This window comes from Streptomyces sp. NPDC029956, assembly GCF_055574655.1.
The window spans coordinates 114283-135867 of record NZ_JBVHZJ010000005.1; the positions used below are offsets into that span (position 1 = coordinate 114283).

18 protein-coding genes and 1 pseudogene are annotated in these 21585 nt (G+C 73.5%); 11 read left to right on the forward strand and 8 right to left on the reverse strand.

Annotation, left to right across the window (positions count from 1 at the left end; translation table 11 throughout):
• Window positions 1-67: 67 nt before the first annotated feature.
• Window positions 68-820 carry an SDR family NAD(P)-dependent oxidoreductase gene (locus ACZ4XX_RS05665; RefSeq protein ID WP_468506676.1) on the forward strand — a complete coding sequence of 251 codons (753 nt, stop codon included), beginning with the start codon at window positions 68-70 and terminating at the stop codon, window positions 818-820.
• A 27-nt stretch (window positions 821-847) separates the two neighbouring features.
• On the opposite strand, the gene ACZ4XX_RS05670 is transcribed toward ACZ4XX_RS05665, so the two are convergent.
• On the reverse strand, window positions 848-1306 hold the full coding sequence (locus ACZ4XX_RS05670; protein WP_468506677.1) for a GNAT family N-acetyltransferase: 459 nt from the start codon (window positions 1304-1306) through the stop codon (window positions 848-850).
• 163 nt (window positions 1307-1469) lie between these two features.
• Here ACZ4XX_RS05670 and ACZ4XX_RS05675 point away from each other — a divergent pair, with 163 nt between their 5' ends.
• A complete protein-coding gene (locus ACZ4XX_RS05675; protein ID WP_468506678.1) occupies window positions 1470-2183 on the forward strand; it encodes an antibiotic biosynthesis monooxygenase in 714 nt (237 codons plus the stop codon).
• A 53-nt stretch (window positions 2184-2236) separates the two neighbouring features.
• Here ACZ4XX_RS05675 and ACZ4XX_RS05680 read toward each other — a convergent pair whose 3' ends face one another.
• Window positions 2237-4096, reverse strand: coding sequence for an endonuclease/exonuclease/phosphatase family protein (locus tag ACZ4XX_RS05680; protein ID WP_468506679.1), 1860 nt, complete (start codon window positions 4094-4096; stop codon window positions 2237-2239).
• A gap of 235 nt (window positions 4097-4331) precedes the next feature.
• Here ACZ4XX_RS05680 and ACZ4XX_RS05685 point away from each other — a divergent pair, with 235 nt between their 5' ends.
• From ACZ4XX_RS05685 to ACZ4XX_RS05700, 4 genes are all read left to right on the forward strand, one after another.
• Entirely contained in the window at window positions 4332-5786 is a 1455-nt protein-coding gene (locus tag ACZ4XX_RS05685; protein ID WP_468506680.1) for a hypothetical protein, read from the forward strand.
• Between the two features lie 279 nt (window positions 5787-6065).
• The gene (locus ACZ4XX_RS05690) at window positions 6066-7526 is read left to right on the forward strand and encodes an alkaline phosphatase PhoX (RefSeq protein WP_468506681.1); all 1461 of its coding nucleotides are present in this window, start codon (window positions 6066-6068) and stop codon (window positions 7524-7526) included.
• A 66-nt stretch (window positions 7527-7592) separates the two neighbouring features.
• Entirely contained in the window at window positions 7593-8345 is a 753-nt protein-coding gene (locus ACZ4XX_RS05695) for a GntR family transcriptional regulator (RefSeq protein ID WP_468506682.1), read from the forward strand.
• 106 nt (window positions 8346-8451) lie between these two features.
• On the forward strand, window positions 8452-9471 hold the full coding sequence (locus tag ACZ4XX_RS05700; RefSeq protein WP_468506683.1) for a 1-aminocyclopropane-1-carboxylate deaminase: 1020 nt from the start codon (window positions 8452-8454) through the stop codon (window positions 9469-9471).
• A 17-nt stretch (window positions 9472-9488) separates the two neighbouring features.
• Here ACZ4XX_RS05700 and ACZ4XX_RS05705 read toward each other — a convergent pair whose 3' ends face one another.
• Both ACZ4XX_RS05705 and ACZ4XX_RS05710 read right to left on the reverse strand, forming a co-directional pair.
• Window positions 9489-10724: a TerD family protein gene (locus tag ACZ4XX_RS05705; protein ID WP_468506684.1), complete on the reverse strand. Its 1236-nt coding sequence runs from the start codon at window positions 10722-10724 to the stop codon at window positions 9489-9491.
• 36 nt (window positions 10725-10760) lie between these two features.
• Window positions 10761-11000: a hypothetical protein gene (locus ACZ4XX_RS05710; RefSeq protein WP_468506685.1), complete on the reverse strand. Its 240-nt coding sequence runs from the start codon at window positions 10998-11000 to the stop codon at window positions 10761-10763.
• Window positions 11001-11148: 148 nt separating this feature from the next.
• Here ACZ4XX_RS05710 and ACZ4XX_RS05715 point away from each other — a divergent pair, with 148 nt between their 5' ends.
• Window positions 11149-12084: an AraC family transcriptional regulator gene (locus tag ACZ4XX_RS05715; protein WP_468506686.1), complete on the forward strand. Its 936-nt coding sequence runs from the start codon at window positions 11149-11151 to the stop codon at window positions 12082-12084.
• A 314-nt stretch (window positions 12085-12398) separates the two neighbouring features.
• Here ACZ4XX_RS05715 and ACZ4XX_RS05720 read toward each other — a convergent pair whose 3' ends face one another.
• Window positions 12399-13157, reverse strand: coding sequence for an SDR family oxidoreductase (locus ACZ4XX_RS05720; RefSeq protein ID WP_468506687.1), 759 nt, complete (start codon window positions 13155-13157; stop codon window positions 12399-12401).
• Window positions 13158-13176: 19 nt separating this feature from the next.
• The gene (locus tag ACZ4XX_RS05725; protein WP_468506688.1) at window positions 13177-13986 is read right to left on the reverse strand and encodes an NAD-dependent epimerase/dehydratase family protein; all 810 of its coding nucleotides are present in this window, start codon (window positions 13984-13986) and stop codon (window positions 13177-13179) included.
• Window positions 13987-14246: 260 nt separating this feature from the next.
• On the opposite strand from ACZ4XX_RS05725, the gene ACZ4XX_RS05730 reads away from it, so the two are divergent.
• Both ACZ4XX_RS05730 and ACZ4XX_RS05735 read left to right on the forward strand, forming a co-directional pair.
• Window positions 14247-15179 carry a 5-dehydro-4-deoxyglucarate dehydratase gene (locus tag ACZ4XX_RS05730; protein ID WP_468506689.1) on the forward strand — a complete coding sequence of 311 codons (933 nt, stop codon included), beginning with the start codon at window positions 14247-14249 and terminating at the stop codon, window positions 15177-15179.
• Between the two features lie 77 nt (window positions 15180-15256).
• Window positions 15257-16390 (forward strand): hypothetical protein, encoded by a 1134-nt coding sequence (locus ACZ4XX_RS05735; RefSeq protein ID WP_468506779.1) that lies wholly within the window; start codon window positions 15257-15259, stop codon window positions 16388-16390.
• A 118-nt stretch (window positions 16391-16508) separates the two neighbouring features.
• On the opposite strand, the gene ACZ4XX_RS05740 is transcribed toward ACZ4XX_RS05735, so the two are convergent.
• Window positions 16509-17216, reverse strand: coding sequence for a GntR family transcriptional regulator (locus ACZ4XX_RS05740; RefSeq protein ID WP_468506690.1), 708 nt, complete (start codon window positions 17214-17216; stop codon window positions 16509-16511).
• 211 nt (window positions 17217-17427) lie between these two features.
• Between ACZ4XX_RS05740 and ACZ4XX_RS05745 the strand changes: the two genes are divergently transcribed.
• Together ACZ4XX_RS05745 and ACZ4XX_RS05750 are read left to right on the forward strand one after the other, a co-directional pair.
• Window positions 17428-18720, forward strand: coding sequence for an amidohydrolase (locus tag ACZ4XX_RS05745; protein ID WP_468506691.1), 1293 nt, complete (start codon window positions 17428-17430; stop codon window positions 18718-18720).
• Window positions 18717-20186 (forward strand): APC family permease, encoded by a 1470-nt coding sequence (locus ACZ4XX_RS05750; RefSeq protein ID WP_468506692.1) that lies wholly within the window; start codon window positions 18717-18719, stop codon window positions 20184-20186. The genes ACZ4XX_RS05745 and ACZ4XX_RS05750 overlap by 4 nt, the downstream gene beginning before the upstream one ends.
• A gap of 92 nt (window positions 20187-20278) precedes the next feature.
• On the opposite strand, the pseudogene ACZ4XX_RS05755 reads toward ACZ4XX_RS05750, so the two are convergent.
• Window positions 20279-21486 (reverse strand): annotated as a pseudogene (locus ACZ4XX_RS05755) (amidohydrolase).
• Window positions 21487-21585: the final 99 nt, after the last annotated feature.

Genomic DNA, 21585 nt, shown 5'->3' on the forward strand with positions numbered 1-21585 from the left:
TCACTTAAGCGTGAGGGCTCTGGCATGATCGACGGGCGCGACAGGGGGACATGGAGAACAGCACAGCATGAGCGCACACAGCACGGACGGCGGACGCGTCGCCCTCGTCACCGGCTCGTCCTCGGGCATCGGCGCCGCCGTAGCCCGCCGCCTCGCCGAGGCCGGATACCGGGTCGTGGTCAACTCCGCCCGCTCCGTCGAGGCGGGCGAACGCCTCGCCGCCGAACTGCCCGGCGCCGTCTACCTCCGGGCGGACGTCTCCGACGAGAGCCAGGCCGCGGCCCTCGTCGAGCGGGCCGTGGAGACCCTCGGCCGTCTCGACCTCCTCGTCAACTGCGCGGGCACCACCCGGTTCATCCCGCACGACGACCTCGAAGCCGCCTCGCCCGAGGTCTGGCGCCACCTCTACGACGTCAACGTCATCGGCGTCTGGCAGACCGTCACCGCCGCCGTCCCGCACCTGCGGAAGACCCGCGGCGCCATCGTCAACGTCTCCTCCCAGGCCGGTGTCCGGCCGGGCGGCAGCTCCATCCCGTACGCCGTCTCCAAGGCGGCCGTCAACCACATGACGAAGCTGCTCGCCAAGACCCTCGGCCCCGACGTGCGGGTCAACGCGGTCGCTCCCGGCCTCATCGACACCCCCTGGTTCGACGGGGTCGACGGCGCCGACGCGGCCAAGGCCCACGTGTCCGAGGTCGTCCCGCTGCGCCGGGTCGGCCGGGCCGAGGACATCGCCGGGGCCGTCCACGACCTGGCCCACTCCGCGTACATCACCGGCGAGGTGCTCCTCGTGGACGGCGGCGGCCACCTGCTCGGCTAGGTCCTGTCGGGCAGGCCGGACCGGGCATCAGAGCACGAGCTTGAAGCCCTCGTGGCTGCGCGCGTACCCCAGGGAGGCGTAGAAACGGTGGGCTTCCGTCCGCCGCTTGCCGCTGGTCAGCTGGACCAGCGCGCAGCCGCGGTCCCGCGCGCGTGCCGCGGCCCGCTCCATCAGCTCGCGGCCGAGACCGCCGCCGCGCCGGTCGGCCCGGATCCGGACCGCCTCGACCAGGGCCCGCTCGGCGCCGCCCCGGCCGAGCCCCGGGATGTACGTGACCTGGAGGCAGCCCAGGACCAGCTCACCGTCCGTCAGGACCAGCATCTCGTTGCGCGGATCGGCCTCGATGTCCGCGAAGGCCCGCTCGTACGCCTCGGTGACGGTGACCGAGGCGGGGTCCACGACGGTGTCCTCGTCGGCCAGGAGCGCGAGGACGGCGGGGAGTTCGACGCGGGTCGCGGGGCGCAGGTTCAGGTCGCGAAGAGGCATGGCGCGAAGTCTCGCACGGGAACGGGGGTTGACCTCAACCAAGGTTGAGGTACGACGGTGGAGTCATCCGAGGAAGCCACGGGGAACTCTCGGGCACCCCAGGCACCCCCGGAACCCCCGGAACCCCCGGAACCCCCGGAACCCCCAGGAACAGGAGACCCCCATGAACGCCGTCGCCCACCCCGATGCCCGCCCCGACCTCCACCGCCCCGGTGTCGGCGCCGTCCTCGTCAGCACCTGGCGGGTCGGCACCCCCGAGCGTCAGCGTGCGGCCGTCGACGCCATCCGCAAGGCCTGGGAGAGCAGGGAATGGCCCGACCTCGGGCTGCTCTCGTACAGCGTCCAGGCCGGCACCGACGGGGACACCCTGCTGCACTACTCGCAGTGGACGGACGAGCGGGCCTACGAGGACTTCGTCCGCACCTACCGCGACGACCGGAACGCCGAGATCGACGCCGCCGTGCCCGGCATCGAGCGGGTGGAGCTCCGCCGCTACGCGCCGATCCACCGGTCCGCCGTCCTCGACGCGACGAGCACGGGAGAGCTGCCCGGTGTCGTCGTGGTCGTGGAGGTCGACTTCGACGGGCCCGACGCGGGGCGCCGGCGGGCCTGGGTGGACACCGTGTTCACCGCCATGGACGAGGACGCGGCGCTGCGGCCGGGGACCGGCGGGAACAGCGTCCAGTTCCATCTGGCCACCGACGGCGGGCGGGTCCTGAACTACGCCGAGTGGGAGAGCGAGCGGGCCCATGAGGAGTGGCTGGCCGACGACGGCCGGATGGGCGGGGCCTGGGCGCGGGTGCACCACTACCCGGGGCTCGTGGGCAGCCGGGTGAAGCGGTACACGCCCGCGCTCAGCCTGAGCGCGGGCGTGTGACACGGCCGGACGGCCCGGAGCGGCTCGTCGCCGCGCCGGGCCGTCCCGGGTGACTACGGGCGGAAGCGCAGGACCTGGGGGTCGTGGTCGCTGTCCTGGTCGGCGAACTCCGCGTTGATGTGGACGCTGTCGTACTCGAAGTGGTGCACGCCGGGGCTCGTCAGGATCTGGTCGAGCACCTGGCTGTTGCCCTGGAAGACGTACGAGTAGCGCTCGCTGCGCGGCAGCGACTTCACGGCCGGGTACAGCGCGCCGCCGTCGGTCAGCGCCTTCGTCGTCCCGGAGAACTCGAAGTCGTTGATGTCGCCGACGACGAGGACGTCGGCCTGCTTCTCGACGGCGAGGAGCTGCTTCACGAAGCCGTTGACGGACTGCGCCTGGAGCAGCCGCTTCGCCTCGGAGGAGCGGACCGGCGGCTGGTGGTGCGAGACGATGGACTCGTCGCCGCCCTTCGAGCCGAAGTGGTTGGCGATCACGAAGACCGTACGGCCGCGGAAGACGAACTCGCCCGCGAGCGGCTTGCGGCTGCTCTCCCATGCGGTGTTCGCCGGGTCGATCCGGCCGGGGGAGACCGTCAGGGCGGCGTGGCCCTTGCGGCCCGTCACGCCGGTGGCCGAGCTCGGGTCGGTGGCGGCGCGGTCCGTGAAGGAGACCCGCTCGGGGTTGAAGAGGAAGACCTGACGGATATTGCCGCCCGGCTCGCCGCCGTCCTTGTTGTTCTCCGGGTCGACCGAGCGCCACTCGTACGCCGGGCCGCCGGCCGCCACGATCGCGTCCGTGAACTTCTTCACCGTCTGGTCGGCGGCGACCGTGCCGTCGTTCTTGGCGCCGTTGTTGTCCTGGATCTCCTCCAGGGCGAGGATGTCGGGCGAGGCGAGGTTGGCGACGACGGCCTTCGCGAGCGCGTCGAACTTCTCCTGCGGGTCGCTCGGGTCGAGGTTCTCCACGTTGTACGTGGCCACGGCCAGCTCGTTCTTGTGCTGCTCGTCCGTGGACTCGCGCTCCAGGCCGCGGTCGACGACCGTGCCGAGGGTGCGGGCGGTGATCGTGTAGCCGCCGAACTGGTTGAAGTCGAGCGGGCCCTCGGTGGTGCCGGTCAGCCGGTCGCCGACGTTCGCCTTGGGGAACGGCTGCTGGGCGATCGGGGTCAGCGACTGGATCTGGAGCCGTCCGGTGTTCTGCGACTCGTACGAGCCGTAGACCGTGCCGCCGCGCAGGTTGCGGTTCTCCCAGGGCTTCACCGTGACCCAGAGCTCGGAGTACGGGTCGGTGGCGCCGACCACGCGCGAGGAGCCGATCCGGACGTTGGTGCCCTCCAGGGACTCGTAGTAGTCCAGGGCGTAGGTCTCCGGGTCCAGGGCCAGGCCGTTGATCGAGCCGGCGGCGGCCGGGTCGCCCTCGGGGGCGTACTCGTCGGGCACCGACCAGGACGAGATGGTCACCGGGGCCGGGACGGCGTTGCCCTGCGAGACCACGGTGACGACGGGCTTCGAGAGCTGCGTCAGCGACTGGTTGCCCGAGTTCAGGCCGCCGGGCACGTACTCGGTGACCGTGCCGCTCAGGCTGACCGCGTCGCCGACGGCGACCGTCGGGACGGAGCTCGTGAAGACGAAGAGACCCTCGCTGGTGGCCGGATCGGCATCGCCCTCGGGGTCCTGGATCCAGAAGCCGCGCGAGCCGTAGGTGCGGACGCCGGTGACGACGCCCGTCACGCCGGTGACCTGCTGGCCGACGAGCGGCGAGACGCGCGTGGTGCCCTGGATGTCGTGGATGCGGACACCGGCCGTGTCCTCGGCGGCGGCGTTCGTCGAACCGGCCAGCAGACCCGCGGCGAGGGCGGCGGCGACGACGGCGGAGACCGCGGCGGAGCGCGCGACGGTGCGGCCGGCAGATCTCGGTATGGAGGAAGGCATCAGGGGACTCCGAGGGTACTTGGAGGAACGGCAGATGAATCTACGCGCGTCAATCTCTTTGCATGGCGGCCAACTTGTCAAGAGTCGACGGGTGTACGAAGGCTGACGGAGACATGAACCGACGGACGTCCCCCCGGATGCGTCTACGCTGAGAGCCGCGCTCGGAGCCCGCCTCCGAGCCCCTTTCGTTCACCCGCAAGCCTTCACCCACGGACGCGTCGAGGAGACCCCCCAGATGTCAGCGGAGCACCCCACCCTTCCCCCCGTTCGGCTGCGTGCGGACGCGGAGCTGGCGCGGGACGCGCTGGCGGCCCCCCTCCTCGCGAACGCGGTGCGGCTCGCCCGCTGGGCCGGACCCGACACCCGGGTCGACGCGGGCGGCGAGCTCGTCGACGAGCAACTGCCCGAGGCCGTCGAGGTCCTGGGCCTCGCCGACGACGAGGACGGCGAGATCTCGGCGGGCGACGCCTGGCGCCTCGCCGTCGACACCGGCCTGGTGAACGTCGAGGACGGCGAGGAGGACGAGGCGGGCGACGCCCCCGGGCGGGCCTCCGTCGGTGACAACCTCGCGGTCGTCACGGCCGGTTCGCCCCAGGAGGTTCTCGCGCTCTGGCTCGACGGCTTCGACGCGGTCTTCGCCGACGCCGTCGCCCCGGTCCTCGACGATCTGGACGCGATCGTCGGCGAGGACGGCGAGATCGACATCGAGTCGCTCGACTGGGACCCCGAGATCGAGGCCGAGTTCCTGGAGGGCGTCCTCGGCAACCTCTACCTGCTCACCGTCAGCGAGGGCGGCCCCGGCGAGGGCCCGGTGCCGCTGCCCGCGCTCGCCGCGTCGATGGTCGTCCCCGACGACATGGGCGAGCCGACCGACGACGTCCTGGAGCAGGTCTCGGACGCGATGATGCGGCTCGACGAGCAGTTCCGGCTGCTCGAACCGATCGGGCTCGTCGAGTACCAGCCCGTCGACGAGGCGCTGATGGCCGAGGAGGGCGAGGAGCCCGCGCCGCCCATCGACGACGAGGACGTCACCCGGTACGGCATGGTCCGGCTCACCGAGCTCGGTCTCTACGGCATCCGGGCCCGGATGCTGGAGGCCGGCGTGGGCGCCCCCGCCGTCGGCGACCTCGCCGACAAGGGTGCCGACGCGCTGCTCGACGGGATCTCCGGCTACCCGGAGGCCGCCGCCCGCGAGGAGACCGCCGCCTGGCTGACCGGCCGCGACCCGCTCGCCGCCGCCCGCGAGCTGCTGCACGCCGCGCGCGGCTCGGACGCCGGCTCGCCGCTGCGCCGCCTCCACTGCCAGCAGACGCTGTCGCTGGTGGGCGCGGAGGCGGAGCCCGCGGTACGGGAGGTCCTGGACGACGCGGAACTCGGCGGCCTCGCACGGGTCTGGCTCGCCGAGCGTGGCGCAGCGGACGTGCCCGCGCCGCCGGAGTCGATGATCTTCTGGCTGGCGATCGACACGATCGCGGCCCAGCTCGACGCGGACGGGGACCTGGAGGAGCTCCAGGAGCTGATCGAGGGGCTCACCGGGCGCCACAGTGGCTTCTTCGAGGCGGCCTGGCGGGTGGAGCACCCGGCGACCGCCGAGGTCCTGGAGGCGATGGGACGTCTGCACCGCGACAAGAGCGCGGCGAAGGAGGCCCGCAAGGCGGCCTTCAAGGCCCGGTCGCGTTCGGGGTCGTAGCGGCGCGGAGCGGTCGGGGAGCCGGCTGCGGGGGACCGGCCGGCCGGGGGACCGGCGGCCGGGCACCGGGCGCCGGGCGGGCGCGGCCTGGCCGCGGCGGCCGGGAGGACGTGGTCGTGGCCGCCGGGCCGTACGTGGGGCTGACAGCGGGGCTGCCGGCCGGGCGGTGCGCCGGGCTGTTGTGCGCCGGGCGGTGTTCCCGTGGCGTTCAGGTGGTGTTCGTGGCGGCGCGGGAGGGTGGCCCGCGACATCCGGGCCAGCACAGGGAGAACGCCACACATGCCCCTCAACCGCAGAGAGTTCACGAAGCAGTCCGCCGTCGCCGGTGCGGGCCTCGCCCTCACCGGTGTCGTCGGTGCTCTCGCCACCGCGCCCGAGGCCCTCGCCTCCGACGACCCGGAGACGTACGGAGCCGGTCACGACCACGGTCACGACCGCGACCACGGTCATGGCCACGGTCACGGCCACCGGCTCGGGTACGGAGAGCTCGTCGCCGACCCCGAGGGGATGCTCGCCCTGCCCGCCGGGTTCTCGTACCGCGTCATCACCCACAGCGGTGTGACCCGGCTGGAGTCCGGCGAGTTCACGCCCTCCAACCACGACGGCACCGCCGCCTTCGCCGGACCGCGCGGCACCACGTACCTGGTCAACAACCACGAGCTCAAGGGCATCCGCGACAAGTGGGAGCACCCGGTCCCGCTCACCGAGGGGCTCGTCTACGACCCGGCCGCGGCCGGCGGCTGCACGGTCGTCGAGGTGCACCGCGACGGCACCGTCGCCGAGTGGGTCGGCATCGCCGGCACCTCCACCAACTGCGCGGGCGGCAGCACCGCCTGGGGCACCTGGCTGACGGGCGAGGAGAACTCGGACCGCGCCGGCGTCAACGGCATGACCAAGGACCACGGGTACATCTTCGAGGTCGACCCGCGCGACCGCCGCGCCAACCGCGCCCCGAAGCCGGTCAAGGCCTTCGGCCGGTACGACCACGAGGCCGTCGTCATCGACCCCAAGCGCGGCCACGCCTACCTCACCGAGGACGCCTCCAACCCCAACGGACTGCTCTTCCGCTGGGTGCCGCCGAAGGGCTTCGAGCACGGCCGCGGCAAGCTCCGTACCCTCGCCGACGACGCCGGTGTGCTCCAGGCCGCCAAGTGCGTCGACTCCGGCGGCCGCTTCGTGGACGATCTCTCCCGGGCGGGCCGGATCGGCACCGTCTACGGCGTGGACTGGGTCGACGTCCCGGACCGTGACGGCCGTACCGTCTCCGTCCGCAAGCAGTTCACGGACGGGCAGATCACCCGCGCACGCAAGCTGGAGGGCATGTGGTGGGCCGACGGCGGCGCGTACGTCGTCTCCTCCTACGCGCGCGAGGAGAGCCCCGGCGCCGCGCACGACGGACAGGTCTGGTTCTACGACCCCAAGCGGCGCACGCTCACCCTCAAGGTGCTGCTCGGCGTGAACGCGAACCCGGACGTGGACGGCGCCTACGACGGCCCCGACAACATCACCGTCTCCCCGTACGGCGGGCTCGTCATCGCCGAGGACGGCGAGGGCGTCCAGCACCTCTTCGGCGCCACCGACTCGGGGCGCACCTACCCGATCGCGCGCAACGACCTCAACGGCAGCGAGTTCACCGGCGTGACCTTCTCGCCCGACGGTGACACGCTGTTCGCCAACATCCAGGACCCGGGCATCATGGTGGCGATCACCGGTCCGTGGCGCCGCCAGCCGCGCCGCTGACCCGCACCCGACCTTCACTTCTGACCTCTGGTCAGCTCCATGGACTGACATTTAACATGTCAGTCCATGGACGCATTACGGCCCGTGGGCCGGACCCTGCTGAGAGACCGGGCCTACGAGGCACTGCGCGAGGCCATCGTGCGCGGTGACCTCGCCCCCGGTGCTCCGCTCAAGGACGCCGACCTCGCCGACCGGCTGGGGCTCTCGCGGGCACCCGTGCGCGAGGCCCTGGCCCGGCTCGGCGACGAGGGGCTCGTCGAGTCCAAGCCGCAGAGCTACACCCGGGTCACCCGGCCGGTCAGCCGGGTCGTCCGGGACGCCGCCTCGGTGGTCCGGGTCATGCACGAACTCGCCGCCAGGACCGGAGTGCCCCTGCTCGGGCCCGAGGGCGTCCGCGCCATGCGCGAGGCCAACGAGCGCTTCGCCGCCGCCGTCCGCGCCTCCGACGTCGAGGCCGCCCTCGACGCCGACGACGAGCTGCACCAGGTCCTCGTGGTCGCCAGCGGCAACCATGCCGCCGCCGCCACGATCGCGCGGTACACCCCCCTGATCCGCCGTGTCGAACGGCGCCTGTTCGGCGATGCCGGGAGCTGTGGCTCGGCCGAGCTGCACGCGCGGCTCATCGACGCGTGCGCGGCGGGGGACGCGGAGGAGGCGGTACGGGTCACCACGGAGATCTGGGCGGCCCTGGAGCAGCTCGCGGACGACGCCATCGAGGTGGCGGAGGTGACGGGCATTCCGGCGCCCACGGAGCCCACGCCTCCCACGCCGCCCACGTCCTCCACCTCCCGCACGTCGCCCGGGTCCGCGGCTCCGTAGCCCGCCCGTCCCCACCTCCGGCCCGCGCGTCCGCGCTGGCGTCCGTCCGTGCCCGTCTCCGCGTCCAGGAACGTCGACCAGCAGCCGTCACTCACCGGGAGCCGCTTTGCCGATCACCGACTTCGACCGCTATCCGCTCCTCTTCGGGCCCTCGCCGGTCCACCCCCTCGAACGGCTCACCCACCACCTCGGCGGCGCCACCCTCTGGGCCAAGCGCGAGGACTGCAACTCCGGTGTGGCGTACGGCGGGAACAAGACCCGCAAGCTGGAGTACCTCGTCGCCGACGCCCTCGCCCAGGGCTGCGACACCCTCGTCTCCATCGGCGGTGTCCAGTCCAACCACACCCGGCAGGTCGCCGCCGTCGCCGCCCGCGCCGGGCTGCGCTGCGTCCTCGTCCAGGAGAGCTGGGTCGACTGGCCGGACTCCGTCTACGACAAGGTCGGCAACATCCTGATCAGCCGCCTCGCGGGCGCCGACGTCCGCCTGGTGAAGGCGGGCTTCGGGATCGGCTTCAAGGAGAGCTGGGAGCTGGCCCTGCGGGAGGTCGAGGAGGGCGGCGGCAAGCCGTACGCGATTCCGGCGGGCGCCTCCGACCACCGGCTCGGCGGGCTGGGCTTCGCGAACTGGGCGTACGAGGTGGCGGAGCAGGAGAGTGAACTCGGCGTCTTCTTCGACACGGTGGTCGTCTGCTCGGTGACCGGCTCCACCCAGGCCGGGATGGTCGCGGGCTTCGCCGCGCTCGCCGAGGAGGAGGGCGGACCGGCCCGCCGGATCATCGGCGTCGACGCCTCCGCGAAGCCCGGTCCGACGCACGAGCAGATCACCCGGATCGCCCGGGACACCGCCGCCCTCATCGGCGTCGAGCGCCCGGTGACGGCGGCCGACGTCGAGCTGGACGAGCGCTACCACGCCGGGGTGTACGGCATCCCGGACGAGGCGACCCTCGACGCGATGAGGCTCGCCGCCCGCACCGAGGGCATGGTCACCGACCCCGTGTACGAGGGGAAGTCGATGGCGGGACTGATCGATCTGGTGGACCGGGGAGAGATCGGCCGGGACTCGACCGTGCTCTACGCCCACCTCGGCGGCCAGCCCGCCCTCAACGCGTACAGCGCCCTGTTCTGAACCGGGGGTCCGGCCGCTCAGAGTGCCTGGGCGGCCGGCTTCACCATGCCCCGGACGGTCCGCGACTTCACGAACTCGCCCATCGCCGTCATCTCCCACTCGCCGGTGAACTGCTTGATCAGCTTGGCCATCATCACGCCGGTCTGCGGCTCGGCGGTGGTCAGGTCGAAGCGGACCAGCTCCTCGCCCGTCGCCGCGTCGATCAGCCGGCAGTAGGCCTTGGCGACCTCGGTGAACTTCTGGCCGGAGAACGAGTTCACCGTGAAGACCAGACCGGTCGCATCGGCGGGCAGGCGGCCGAGGTCGACGACGATCACCTCGTCGTCGCCCGCGCCCTCACCGGTGAGGTTGTCGCCGGAGTGCTTCACCGAGCCGTTGAGGATGGACAGCTTGCCGAAGTAGCAGCTGTCCAGGTGGTTGCGCTGCGGGCCGTACGCGATGACGGAGGCGTCCAGGTCGATGTCCTTGCCCCGGTACGCGGGCTCCCAGCCGAGGCCCATCTTGACCTGGGAGAGCAGCGGACGGCCGCCCTTGACCAGGGACACCGTCTGGTTCTTCTGGAGGCTGACCCGGCCCTTGTCGAGGTTGATCTTGCCGGAGGCGGCGGCCGGGGGAGCGGACGGCGTGGTGGCGGCGATCCGGGGGTCCACCGGGGCGACGGGCGGCGCCGGCGGGGCCGGGGGCGCCACCGGCGGGGCGACGGGGGCGGGCGGGGCGACAGGGGCGGCCGCGACCGGGGCGGCGGCGGGCTCGTCGTCCACCGAGACGCCGAAGTCGGTCGCGATGCCCGCCAGGCCGTTGGCATAGCCCTGGCCGACGGCGCGGGCCTTCCACGCGCCGTTGCGCAGATAGATCTCGACGACGACGAGCGCCGTCTCGGTGGCCAGCTGCGGCGGGGTGAAGGTGGCGAGGACGGTGCCGTCGTCCGCGTTGCGAAGGGTGGCGGTGGGCTCGATGCCCTGGAAGGTCTGGCCCGCGGCGTCGGGGCTCGCGGTGACGACGATCCTCTCGATACCGGCCGGGACGGCGCCGGTGTCCACCACGATCGCGTCGGGGGCGGCGCCGCCGCCGGAGCGGTACGTGACACCGGGGCCGGACGGCTGGTTGTAGAAGATGAAGTCGTCGTCCGAGCGCACCTTGCCGTTGGCGCCGAGCAGCAGGCCCGAGACGTCGAGCCGCACCGGGGCGGCGACGTCCACCGCCACGCGCGCGGCGGTGAGAGGGATGTTCGAGCCGGGGGTCATAGCGGTCATGCCTGGGCTAACGATCCGGGTGCCTTTGCCGTTCCCTTACCCTCGGCCGGTTCGGCCACCTTGATGACGCGGGTGGTTCTTGGCCTGCCGCTCGTTGCCGAAGCGGTACGAGCCCGTCCAGCGGGCCATGACGAGCTGGGCGTCGCCCGACTCGACCTCGGCGAGGAACTTCTCCGCGCGGGCGCCGCGCAGTACACCTGCGGCGCGTCCCTGGTGGGTGAGGACCACCGAGCCGTCCCGGCGCTTTTCGTACGTGAATCCGTGGGGTCGTGGCATGCCGGGCATCCTGCCGTTCCCGGTCAGATCCGTCATATGAATATTCTTTCGACCCATGGGTGCAGTGGGGGCGGAGGGGCCGGCGGTACCGGCGGGGGTGGGGGGCACGGTGGGCGCGGTCGACGGGAACTGTTTTCGGACACAGGACGTGGACGAGGCGCGCGTGGAGCTCGACGCCCGCTACTACGCGAACCGGATGGACCTCGTCGACCGCGAGCGACGTCCCTTCGCGGCGCGTTTCGACACGGTCGTGCTCGGCCCGCTGGTCATCGGCGACCTGAGCTGCGGGGCCGATGTGCGGATGAGCTTCGGGGAGCTGGGCGCGTACCACCTGAACGCGCCGCTCAGCGGGCGGATGGAGATGCGCCAGGGCGGGGCCCCGATCGTCGCGACGGAGAGCGAGGCCCTGCTGCTCGACCCGGCGGGCGACACCTTCCTCGACCGCTGGACCGGGGACTGCAGGACCCTGTCGGTGAAGGTCGGCGCGGCCGAGCTGCGCGACCGTCTGGAGGCGCTGATCGGACGCCCGCCGCGCGGCCCGCTCGTCTTCGCGCCCGGCCTGGACATCACCCGCGGTCCCGGTCTGAGCTGGGTGCGCTTCGCCCGCCAGGTCGCCGCGGAGGCGCTCGCCGGAGAGGGCCTCGCCCGGCACGAGCTGGTGGCGCGCCCCTTGCAGGAGGCGCTGCTCAACGGGCTGCTGCTCGCCGCCGAGCACCCCTGGCGCGAGGCGCTCGCGCACCCGGGGGAGCCGCGGCGGCCGGCCCCGGTCAAGCGGGTGATGGACGCGGTGCGCGAGCGCCCCGAGCACCCGTTCACGACCACCGAGCTGGCCGCCCTGGCCCGGGTGAGCGTGCGCCGCCTCCAGGAGTCGTTCCGCGAGTACGTGGGGATGTCGCCGATGGCGTACGTGCGGGAGGTCCGCCTCGACCGGGTCCGCGAGGAGCTGCGGGCGGCCGGGCCGGACGAGGTGGGCGTGAGCGAGGTGGCCTGGCGCTGGGGCTTCGCCCACCAGGGCCGCTTCGCGGCGCGCTATCGGGAGAAGTTCGGGGAGTCGCCGTCGGAGACCCTGCGCGGGTGCCGCTGAGGGGGTCGTCCGCCGTCGTGTGCGGGCCCGTGTGCCCGTCGCCTGAGCTGTGGCGTGCGCCGGGGCGCGCAAGGGGGCGCGAAGTTCGCTGACCGGTGGGTTCCATGCATCAACCCGCCGCGCATTCCGGACAGGGGTCGCGTTCAGCGGCTCGCGATGATCTTCGGCCGGGCCTACGGTGAGCAGGTCCGGCTGCCAGCGTGCGCCGTGACCCGGGCCCCGGCCGGCTCCCCCGTATCAGTCCGGCCGGGTCCTGCGTACTCCTGTGTGCCCCCTGCTCGCTCCTGCCGCTCCCGGCCCTCACGCCGGGAGTCTCACGCGAGCCCTCCGTTGCTCATCAACAGCTGCCCGTTGATCCACTGCCCTTCGGGCGAGCAGAGGAAGTCGACCAGGTGCGCGGTGTCCCGGGGGGTGCCGAGGCGGCCGAGCGGCGTCTGCCGGGTCATCTGCTCCCGGAGCGGCGCCGACATCCAGCCGGTGTCCACCGGACCCGGATTGACGACGTTGGCGGTGATCCCGAGGTGGGCGAGCTCGCGCGCGGCGGCCAGGGTGATGCGGTCGAGAGCGCCCTTGCTCGCCCCGTACGGGAGGTTCCCCACGGTGTGGTCGCTCGTGAGGGCGACGACGCGGCCGGTCCCCTGGGTGCCGGTGAACCGTCGGCCGTACTCCCGGATCAGCAGCCAGGACGCGCGCGTGTTGACCGCGAAATGGCGGTCGAAGCTCTCGACGGTGGTGTCCAGGAGCCCGGAGTCGACCGACTCGCAGTGACACATGACGAGGGCCGTGACCGGGCGTCCGAGCCGCTCCTCGACCGTGTCGAAGACGCGCGCGGGCGCCTCGGGGTCGGCGAGGTCGGCCTCGACGGCCGTGCAGGCGGCGGCGCGTTCGGCCAGTCGCCCGGTGATGGCCGCGGCCGCGCCCTGCTCCACACCCCATTCCATGCGCTGGTCGTAGGGGGCCCAGTACGTGAAGGCGACGTCCCAGCCGGACTCCGCGAGGCGGTCGGCGATGCCCGCGCCGATGCCGACCGTGCGGCCGACGCCGGTCACGAGGGCGAGTGGGCGGTGGTCCATGAGGTGCTCCTGTCGTTGCTCAATGCGGCCACTGCGGCGGAGTCACGCAGAAGTGGCCGCCCAGGTAGAGGGCGTCGGCACTGTCCTCCGGAGGGAAGCCCTTGTCGGCGATGAGCTTCTCCGCGTAGACCTCCGAGTCGTCCTGCGGGGCGAAGCCGAGAGCCCGGGCCGAGGAGAGGTCCCACCACGCGCGCGTGTTGGCGGACGAGCCGTAGACGATCGTGTGGGCCACGTCCCCGGCGGTGAGCGTGGCGTGCAGCAGGCGGGCGCAGTCGGCCGGGCTGAGCCACATCGACAGCATCCGGACCGAGGTGGGCTCGGGGAAGCAGGAGCCGATGCGGACCGAGACGGTCTCGATGCCGTGCAGGTCCCAGTAGAGCTGTGCCAGGTCCTCGCCGAAGCACTTGGACAGGCCGTAGAAGGTGTCCGGGCGGTGCGGGGTGTCGACCGGCACGAGCGGGTCGCCCTCGCGCGGCTGCCGGGTGAAGCCGACGGCGTGGTTGCTGGAGGCGAACACCACGCGCGGGACGCCCTCCTCGCGGGCGGCCTCGTAGAGGTTGTACGTGCCGGCGATGTTGGCGGCCATGATCTTGTCGAAGGTCGACTCCAGGGAGATGCCGGCGAGGTGCACGATCGCGTCGACGCCCCGGACCGCCTCGCGCAGTGCCGCGCGGTCCGCGAGGTCGGCGACGATCGCGTCCGGCGCCCCCGGCACGGGGACGACGTCCAGGAGGCGGAGCTCGTAGCCGTGCGGGGGCAGCAGCTCCCGCATCAGCGTGCCGACGCCTCCGGCGGCACCGGTGAGCAGGACGGTGCGGGGTACGGCCATGGAGCGGATCTCCTCCGTCGATCGGCATGCGGTGGCATTCAACTGCATGCCGTGGCATTCACGTGAGTGGAATTCACAACCGTGGACACGCTAGGGAGCGGCCCGACGGAGCGTCAAGAGTCTTCGACAGGGCGCTCTCTCTCCTTGACCGGCCCTTCCGTGCTGTTCTAGCGTGCGAGGCGTCAGCGTTCAAGAATATGGATGACAGTCATAACTGTGCACGAGATGGCCCTGCACGACGGACTTCCCTGGGAGCGACCGTGACCACTGCCCCGCTCGCCGGCCGGCTCGACGGCCTGCTGTTCTTTCCCGTCACCGCCTTCGCGCCGGACGGCTCCGTCGACCTCGACACCTTCCGTGCCCATGTGCGCGCGGGCGTCGACGCGGGCGCCGCCGCCGTGTTCGCCTGCTGCGGCACCGGCGAATTCCACGCCCTCACCCCCGAGGAGTTCCGGGACTGCGTCGCCGCCGCCGTCGAGGAGACCGCCGGCCGCGTCCCCGTCGTCGCGGGAGCCGGCTACGGCACCGCCCTCGCCGTCCGGTACGCCCGGCTCGCCGAGGAGGCCGGCGCCGACGGGCTGCTCGCCATGCCGCCGTACCTCGTCGTCGCCGACCAGGCCGGACTGCTCCGCCACTACACCGAACTCGCCGCCGCGACGCCGCTCGACGTCATCGTCTACCAGCGCGACAACGCGATCCTCACCCCGGAGACCGCCGTCGCCCTCGCCCGTACGGACGGGATCATCGGCCTCAAGGACGGCCTCGGCGACCTCGACCTCATGCAGCGGATCGTCAGCGCCGTCCGCGCCGAGGGCCTCGACCTGCTCTACTTCAACGGCCTGCCGACCGCCGAACTCACCGGCCTCGCCTACCGGGGCATCGGCGTCGCCCTCTACTCCTCCGCCGTCTTCTGCTTCGCGCCCGACATCGCCCTCGCCTTCCACCGCGCGCTCACCACCGGCGACGACACCACCGTGAACCGGCTCGTCGACGACTTCTACCGGCCGCTCGTCGAACTCCGCGCCCAGGGCCGGGGATACGCCGTCTCGCTCGTCAAGGCGGCGGTACGGAGGGGAGGCCTGGACGTGGGACACGTACGGCCACCGCTGAGCGAGCCCGCGCCCGAGCACGTCGACGCCCTCATGCTGCTCGTCGAGCAGGGACGGGCCGCCCTGAAGGAGCTCGGCGCGTGAGCGCGGACGTGGCGGCCGGAGCCGGTGGGGCCGGTGGAGGTGGCGGGGCCGACGGGGCCGGTGGAGGTGGCGGGGGCCTGCGTGCCGGGGCCTTCGTCTACCCCTGGGACGTCGACGGCGATCCCGCCGCGCCCGGGCTGCTCGCCGAACTCGGCCTCGCACAGGTCACCCTCGCCGCCGCCTACCACTCCACCCGCGCGCTGACCCCCCGTCACCCCGCCCACCGGATCGTCACCGCCGAGCACGCCGCCGTGCTCTACCCGCCGGACCCGGACCGCTGGGCCGGCCGGCCGCTCCGCCCGTACCCGGCGGGGGAGTGGGCACCCGGCGACGCCTTCGGACGGGCCGTGGAAGCCCTCGCGCCCACCGGCCTGGAGGTGCACAGCTGGGTCGTGCTCGCCCACAACTCCCGTCTCGGCGCCGAACATCCGGAGACCTCCGTCGTCAACGCCTACGGCGACCGCTACCCCTGGGCGCCCTGCGTCGCCCGCCCCGAGGTCCGCGCCCTGCTCGTGGACCTGGCCGCCGAGGCCGCCGTACGGCCGGGCGCCACCGGCACCGAGCTGGAGTCCTGCGGCTGGTACGGCCTCGCCCACCTCCACGCCCACGACAAGACCGGCGGCGTCGCCCTCGGCGAGCGCGCGCAGTACCTGATGTCGCTCTGCTTCTGCCCCTCCTGCCGGGAGGGGTACGCGGGCGAGGGCGCCGATCCCGACGAGCTGGCCGCCGCCGTGCGGTGCGCCCTGGAGCCGGTATGGGCCGGATCGGGTCCTGCGGGCGGGCTCGGCGCCCCGGAGGCCCCGGCCCGGGCCTGGCGTGCCGGGACCGCCCGCACCTTCCAGGAGTCCGCCGTGGCCGCCGTACGGGCCGCGGCCCCGCCCGGCTTCCGGGTCCTGCTGCACGCCGACCCCGACCCGTACCGCTGCGGAGCCGACGCCGGCACCGACCCGGCGCACATCCTGGGCCTCGCGGACGGGGTGGTCGCCCGGCCGCACCGGGTCGCGGAATTCGCGGCCCACGCGCGCGCGGACACCGTCCTCGCGGCGAACCTGTCCGTCGTCACCGGCATGGGCGGCGCGCCCGACCGGCTGGCCGACGAGGCCGAGCGGGCCCGCGAGGCGGGCGCCACCGAACTGCGGCTCTACCACGCCGGGCTGGCCGCGGACGAGGACCTGGCCGCCGTCCGGACGGCCCTGCGAAAGCTGGGCTAGCACCCCTCCCGGGGAGTGCTGGGGTGGGCCTGCCGATCAGGCAGGACGCCCCCGCGGTCCCCGGGTCCTGTCGTCACACGCCCGTCGTCGCCCGGAGGCGGGAGTTTGACGAGAGGACCTAGAAGGCCTGCTCCGGCTCCGCCGGCGCCGCGGCCAGCAGGCGGGCGGCGGAGGCTCGGGTGTCCGCGACATGGGCGCGGGCCAGTGTCTCCGCGCCGTCCTCGTCGCGGTCGCGGACGGCCTCGTAGAGCCGCTCGTGGGCCCCGCACATCGGCTCGCCGTCCGACTGTGCCGAGGTGAGCCGGAAGAGCCGCCGCAGCCGGGAGTCGAGCGGGGCCATCAGGTCCACCAGGAGCGGGTTGCCGGAGAGTTCGACGATCTGCCGGTGGAAGTCGGCGTTGAGGGAGACGGCCTCGCGGAGCCGTCCGGACTCCGCCGCTTTCCTGGCCCGCGCCAGCAGCCGCTCCAGGTCCCGCAGTCGAGCGGGGCTCGCGTGCCGGGCGGCGAGTCGTGCGGCCAGGCCCTCCAGGTTCTCCCGTACGTCGAAGAGGTACTCGGCGTCCTCCGGGCCGAACTCCGCCACGACCGAACCCCGGCGCGGCTGCACCGAGAGGAAGCCCTCCGACTCCAGGCGCTGCATCGCCTCGCGCACCGGCACCCGGGAGACCCGCAGCTCGTCGGCGATCTCCCGCTCCACGAGCCGCATGCCCGCCGGGTACTCCGCCTCGATGATCCGCTCGCGCAGCTCCACGTAGACCCGCTCCCGCAGGGACTGGTGGGTGTCCCCGATGGCGGTGCCGCGGTCGGCGGGGCGGTGGACGGTCATGGGGGCGGCTCCAGTCGGGTGGATGTGGTGCTCCTTCGATCTTCGCAGACCCCTTCGCGGGGGAACCGTCGGCCCCGGCCCGGGAAGATCGGCCTCCGTAAACCGTTGCCTGGTATTCGGTATACCAGTTACCTTGGCGCCGCACCGCGCTCACCAGGGGAGATTCGGCCATGGCCCCTTCGAGCCGTACGGAATCCGCGAAGGAGAAGCCATGAGCGAGGCCCCGGCCCCGCCGCCCACCGCACCCGACGAACCCCCCGCACCCGACGAACCCCTCGCCGTCGAGGAGCCCACCGCGCTCGTCCGCAGCACGCTCCCCGACGGCCGCACCGTCGACGTCCACCTCCGCGACGGCCGCGTCCACGCGGTCGAGGACCACGTCCCCGGCCGCCCCACCCCGCCCGGCGCCCTCGACCTCGCCGGCGCGCTGCTGCTGCCCGCCCTCGTCGACGGGCACGCCCACCTCGACAAGACCCTCCTCGGCGCGCCCTGGCGCCCGCACCGCGCCACCGCCGACCTGCGCGAGCAGATCGCCGCCGAGCGCGCCTCCCGCCGCACCGAGGAGGTGCCCGTCGCCGAGCGCGCCGCCGCCCTCGCCCGCCGGATGGTCTCCCTCGGCACCGGCCACGTCCGCTCCCACGTCGACGTCGACCCCGACACCGGCCTCGACCATCTGCACGCCCTCCTCGCCGTGCGGGAGGACTTCCGCGACCGGCTCGGCATCCAGCTCGTCGCCTTCCCGCAGAGCGGGGTCGTCACCGCGCCCGGCGTCGTCGACCTCCTCGACGCGGCCCTCGCCGACGGCGCCGACCTGATCGGCGGCCTCGACCCGGTCGGGTTCGACCGCGACGCCGACGGCCAGCTCGACATCGTCTTCGGCCTCGCCCGGCGCCACGGCAAGGGCGTCGACCTGCACCTCCACGACGGCGGCGAGACCGGCACCGCCCAGCTGCGGAACATCGCGGCCCGCACCGCCGCCCTCGGCCTCGGCGGCAAGGTCGCCGTCAGTCACGCGTACGCCCTCGGCGACGTCGACGACGCCGAACTCGACCGCACCTGCGCGGCCCTGGCGGCCGCCGGGGTCGCCATCATGACCAACGGCCCCAGCGGCCCCATGCCGCCCGTCCTGCGGCTGCGCGAGCACGGCGTCCGGGTCTTCGCCGGCTCCGACAACATCCGCGACACCTGGTGGCCGTACGGCACCGCCGACATGCTCGAACGCGCCACGATCATCGGCCTCAGGGCCGGACTCATGACCGACGCCGAACTGGGTGCCGCCGCCTCCCTCGTCACGGACGAGGCCGCCGCCGCGCTCGGGCTCACCGGCCACGGCCTCACCCCGGGCAGCCGCGCCGACCTCGTCGCGGTCGCCGCGGGCTCCGTCGCCGAGGCCGTCGCCTCCCACCCGCGCCGACTGCTCGTGCTGCACGGCGGTCGGGTCGTCGGACCCTTCGCGGACGACACCTACCCCGTACTCGTACCGGCCTCAGGAGGAGCGAGATGAGCACCGGAACCACCCCTCGTACGAACCGGGCGGCGACGCCGGAGGCGGGGAGGCTCGCCTCCGGCCGGATCGGCACCTTCGACCTCGTCTTCTTCGTCGTGGCCGCCGCGGCGCCGCTCACCGTGCTCGCCGGGGTCGCGCCGTTCGCCATCGGCATCGGCGGCCCCGGGGCCCCGCTCGCGTACCTGATCTCGGGCGCCCTGCTGGCTCTCTTCGCCGCCGGGTTCACGGCGATGAGCCTGCACGTCCGCAACGCCGGGGCCTTCTACGCGTACGTGGCCCGCGGCCTCGGCCGCACCCTCGGCGTCGGCACCGCGTACGTCGCCGTCGTCTCCTACAACCTCGTCACGCCCGGAGTCGCCGCGGCCTTCGGCTACTTCGCCGCCGGATCGATCCGCGACTCCACCGGCGTCGACGTGCCGTGGTGGCTGCTCTCGGGGGTCTGCGTCCTCGCCGTCGGCGTGCTCGGCTGGCTGAAGGTCACGCTCAGCGCCAAGGTCCTCGGCATCGCCCTGGTCCTGGAGGTCCTGTCGCTCGTCGTCATGGACGGCGGCATCATCGGCGAGCGCGGCACGGCCGCCCTCGACACCGCGTCCTTCGCGCCGTCGACGCTCGCCGCCGGCGGGGTCGCGGGCATGTTCGTCCTGGTCATCGGCGCCTTCACCGGCTTCGAGGCGACCGCGATCTTCGCCGAGGAGGTCCGCGAGCCCCGTCGGACCGTGCCCCGTGCCACCTTCATCGCGATCGGCTTCCTCGCGGTCTTCTACTCGCTGGGCTGCTGGCTGATCATGGGCGCCTTCGGCACCGACAAGGCCGTGGAACTGGCCCGCGCCGCCGACGGACCGGAACTGACCTTCCGGGCGGCCGAGCTGTACGCCGGACCCTGGCTGGCGGACGCCATGCACGGGCTCATCGTCGTCAGCGCCTTCGCCGCGACCCTCGCCTTCCACAACGCCGCCGCCCGCTATCTGTACGCCCTCGGCCGCGAGGGCCTGCTGCCCCGCCGGCTCGGCGCGGTCTCCGGCAGGCACGGCTCGCCCGGCGGGGCCGTCGTCGCCCAGACCGCCTTCAACCTGGCGATCATCGGCGCCGGCGCGCTCCTGGCCGCCGACCCGTACGGCGAGGTCTTCCTCTGGACCAACAGCGTCGGCGTCCTCGGCATCATGGGCATGCAGGCCCTCGCCGCGCTCGCCGTCTGGGCCTACTTCCGTCGCGACCGCCACGGCCTCTCGGCGGCCCGGGTGGTCTGGGCCCCGCTCGTCTCCTGTGCGGGCCTCGCGGTCCTCACCGTCCTCGCGGTGGTCCACTTCGACCTCCTGACGGGCCGCACGGGCGCCGTGAACACGGCCCTCCTGGTCCCGCTCCCCGTGGTCCTGGTGGCGGGCTTCCTGGTCGCCCTCCGCATCCGGCGCACGGACCCGGAGCGGTACGCCTCCCTGACGACGGTCGACGTGGAACGCGACTGATCCGGTACGGGGGTACGGGGGCGGGGACTGTCTCGCGGGCCCCGCCCCGTACCCGTATCTCGGTACCTCGGTGATCGGTACCTCCGCGACCGTCAGACCAGGCGGCCGTCCCGGGCCACCACCCGGCCCGCGCGGACCACCACGTCGCGGCGCGGGAGGTCGACCACCGCCTGCGGGAGGCATTCCCCGTCGAGGAGCATGAAGTCGGCCGGGGAGCCGGGGCGGAGATCCGCCCGCGGGAGGCCCATAAGAGCCGCGCCGCCGTCGGCCGCCAGCCTGAAGCAGGCCTCCAGGTCCTCGTCGAGCCGCAGGTCCAGGGCCCAGGCCGCGAGCCACGCGCGGTGCAGCATGTCCGCGTTGCCGAACGGGCTCCAGTTGTCCCTGACCCCGTCCGAGCCGAGCCCGACCCGTACTCCTCGCTCGGCGAGCCGCCGGAACGGCAGGATCGTCGTCACCGACAGGGCGACCGTCGTGAGGGCGATGTCCGCCTCCGCGAGGAGGTCCGCCGTCTCGTCGAGCGCACGGCCCGACAGGCCGGCGACCGCGAAGGCGTGCGCCACGCTCACCCGGCCCTGGAGCCCCAGCGCGCGTGTGCGGGCCGCGATGTCCCGCAGCGGGGCCAGGCCCTGCTCGCCCCGGTCGTGCAGATGGATGTCGAGACCCAGACCGTGTTCTCCGCGAGCGCGAAGACGGTCCCGAGCTGATCGCCACCGGCGGCCCCGCCCTCGGCGTCGAAGCCCGCAGGGTCGATGCCGCCGATGTGGGTCACCAGACCGCTCGCCGCCGCCTCCGCGAGCAGCTCGGCCACCCCCGGCGTCCGGACCACGCCGTGCTGCGGGAAGGCGACGAGTTCCACGTCCACGATCCCGGCCAGCTTCGCCGCCGCCTCGGCCACCCCCTCGATCCCGGAGAGGCCGTAGGCCGGGGCGACGTCCGCGTGGGCGCGCATCGCGCGCGTGCCCCGGGCCGCCGCGTGCGACATCAACCGCAGCGCCCGCTCGCCCACCGGCGTCGGCAGCGCGCGGGCGAGCTCCACGTCCCCGGCGACGTACTCGGCGATGCCGTCCGCCGGGCGCCTGCTGCGCCAGGGCTCGCCCCAGGACGTCTTGTCGGGGTGGATGTGCGCGTCGACCAGGGTCGGCAGCGCGAGCCGCCCGCCGCCGTCGACCCGTTCGACGACGGCGCCCTCCGGGACCTCCGGCACCAGCACGCCGTCCACGGAGACCAGGTCGCCGGCCGGGCCGCCGAAGGGCCGTACGTCGTGGAACAGGGTCGCGGTGCGGGGCGGCGGCGGGGTCACGGGAGTCTCCTCGGAGCGGTCGACGGCGTACGGCGGACAGTGCCGCAATCTGGTATACCACGGAGCTCGTCAGGGCCCCCGGCCTCATCCGCTTCCCGC

Excerpts from the sequence above, each read along its gene's own strand:
- ACZ4XX_RS05675 (WP_468506678.1), top strand. The coding sequence starts at position 1,470 with ATGAACGCCGTCGCCCACCCCGATGCCCGCCCCGACCTCCACCGCCCC.
- ACZ4XX_RS05670 (WP_468506677.1), bottom strand. The coding sequence starts at position 1,306 with ATGCCTCTTCGCGACCTGAACCTGCGCCCCGCGACCCGCGTCGAACTC.
- ACZ4XX_RS05685 (WP_468506680.1), top strand. The coding sequence starts at position 4,332 with ATGTCAGCGGAGCACCCCACCCTTCCCCCCGTTCGGCTGCGTGCGGAC.
- ACZ4XX_RS05665 (WP_468506676.1), top strand. The coding sequence starts at position 68 with ATGAGCGCACACAGCACGGACGGCGGACGCGTCGCCCTCGTCACCGGC.
- ACZ4XX_RS05695 (WP_468506682.1), top strand. The coding sequence starts at position 7,593 with ATGGACGCATTACGGCCCGTGGGCCGGACCCTGCTGAGAGACCGGGCC.
- ACZ4XX_RS05745 (WP_468506691.1), top strand. The coding sequence starts at position 17,428 with ATGAGCGAGGCCCCGGCCCCGCCGCCCACCGCACCCGACGAACCCCCC.
- ACZ4XX_RS05740 (WP_468506690.1), bottom strand. The coding sequence starts at position 17,216 with ATGACCGTCCACCGCCCCGCCGACCGCGGCACCGCCATCGGGGACACC.
- ACZ4XX_RS05690 (WP_468506681.1), top strand. The coding sequence starts at position 6,066 with ATGCCCCTCAACCGCAGAGAGTTCACGAAGCAGTCCGCCGTCGCCGGT.
- ACZ4XX_RS05720 (WP_468506687.1), bottom strand. The coding sequence starts at position 13,157 with ATGGACCACCGCCCACTCGCCCTCGTGACCGGCGTCGGCCGCACGGTC.
- ACZ4XX_RS05680 (WP_468506679.1), bottom strand. The coding sequence starts at position 4,096 with ATGCCTTCCTCCATACCGAGATCTGCCGGCCGCACCGTCGCGCGCTCC.
- ACZ4XX_RS05705 (WP_468506684.1), bottom strand. The coding sequence starts at position 10,724 with ATGACCGCTATGACCCCCGGCTCGAACATCCCTCTCACCGCCGCGCGC.
- ACZ4XX_RS05725 (WP_468506688.1), bottom strand. The coding sequence starts at position 13,986 with ATGGCCGTACCCCGCACCGTCCTGCTCACCGGTGCCGCCGGAGGCGTC.
- ACZ4XX_RS05710 (WP_468506685.1), bottom strand. The coding sequence starts at position 11,000 with ATGCCACGACCCCACGGATTCACGTACGAAAAGCGCCGGGACGGCTCG.
- ACZ4XX_RS05750 (WP_468506692.1), top strand. The coding sequence starts at position 18,717 with ATGAGCACCGGAACCACCCCTCGTACGAACCGGGCGGCGACGCCGGAG.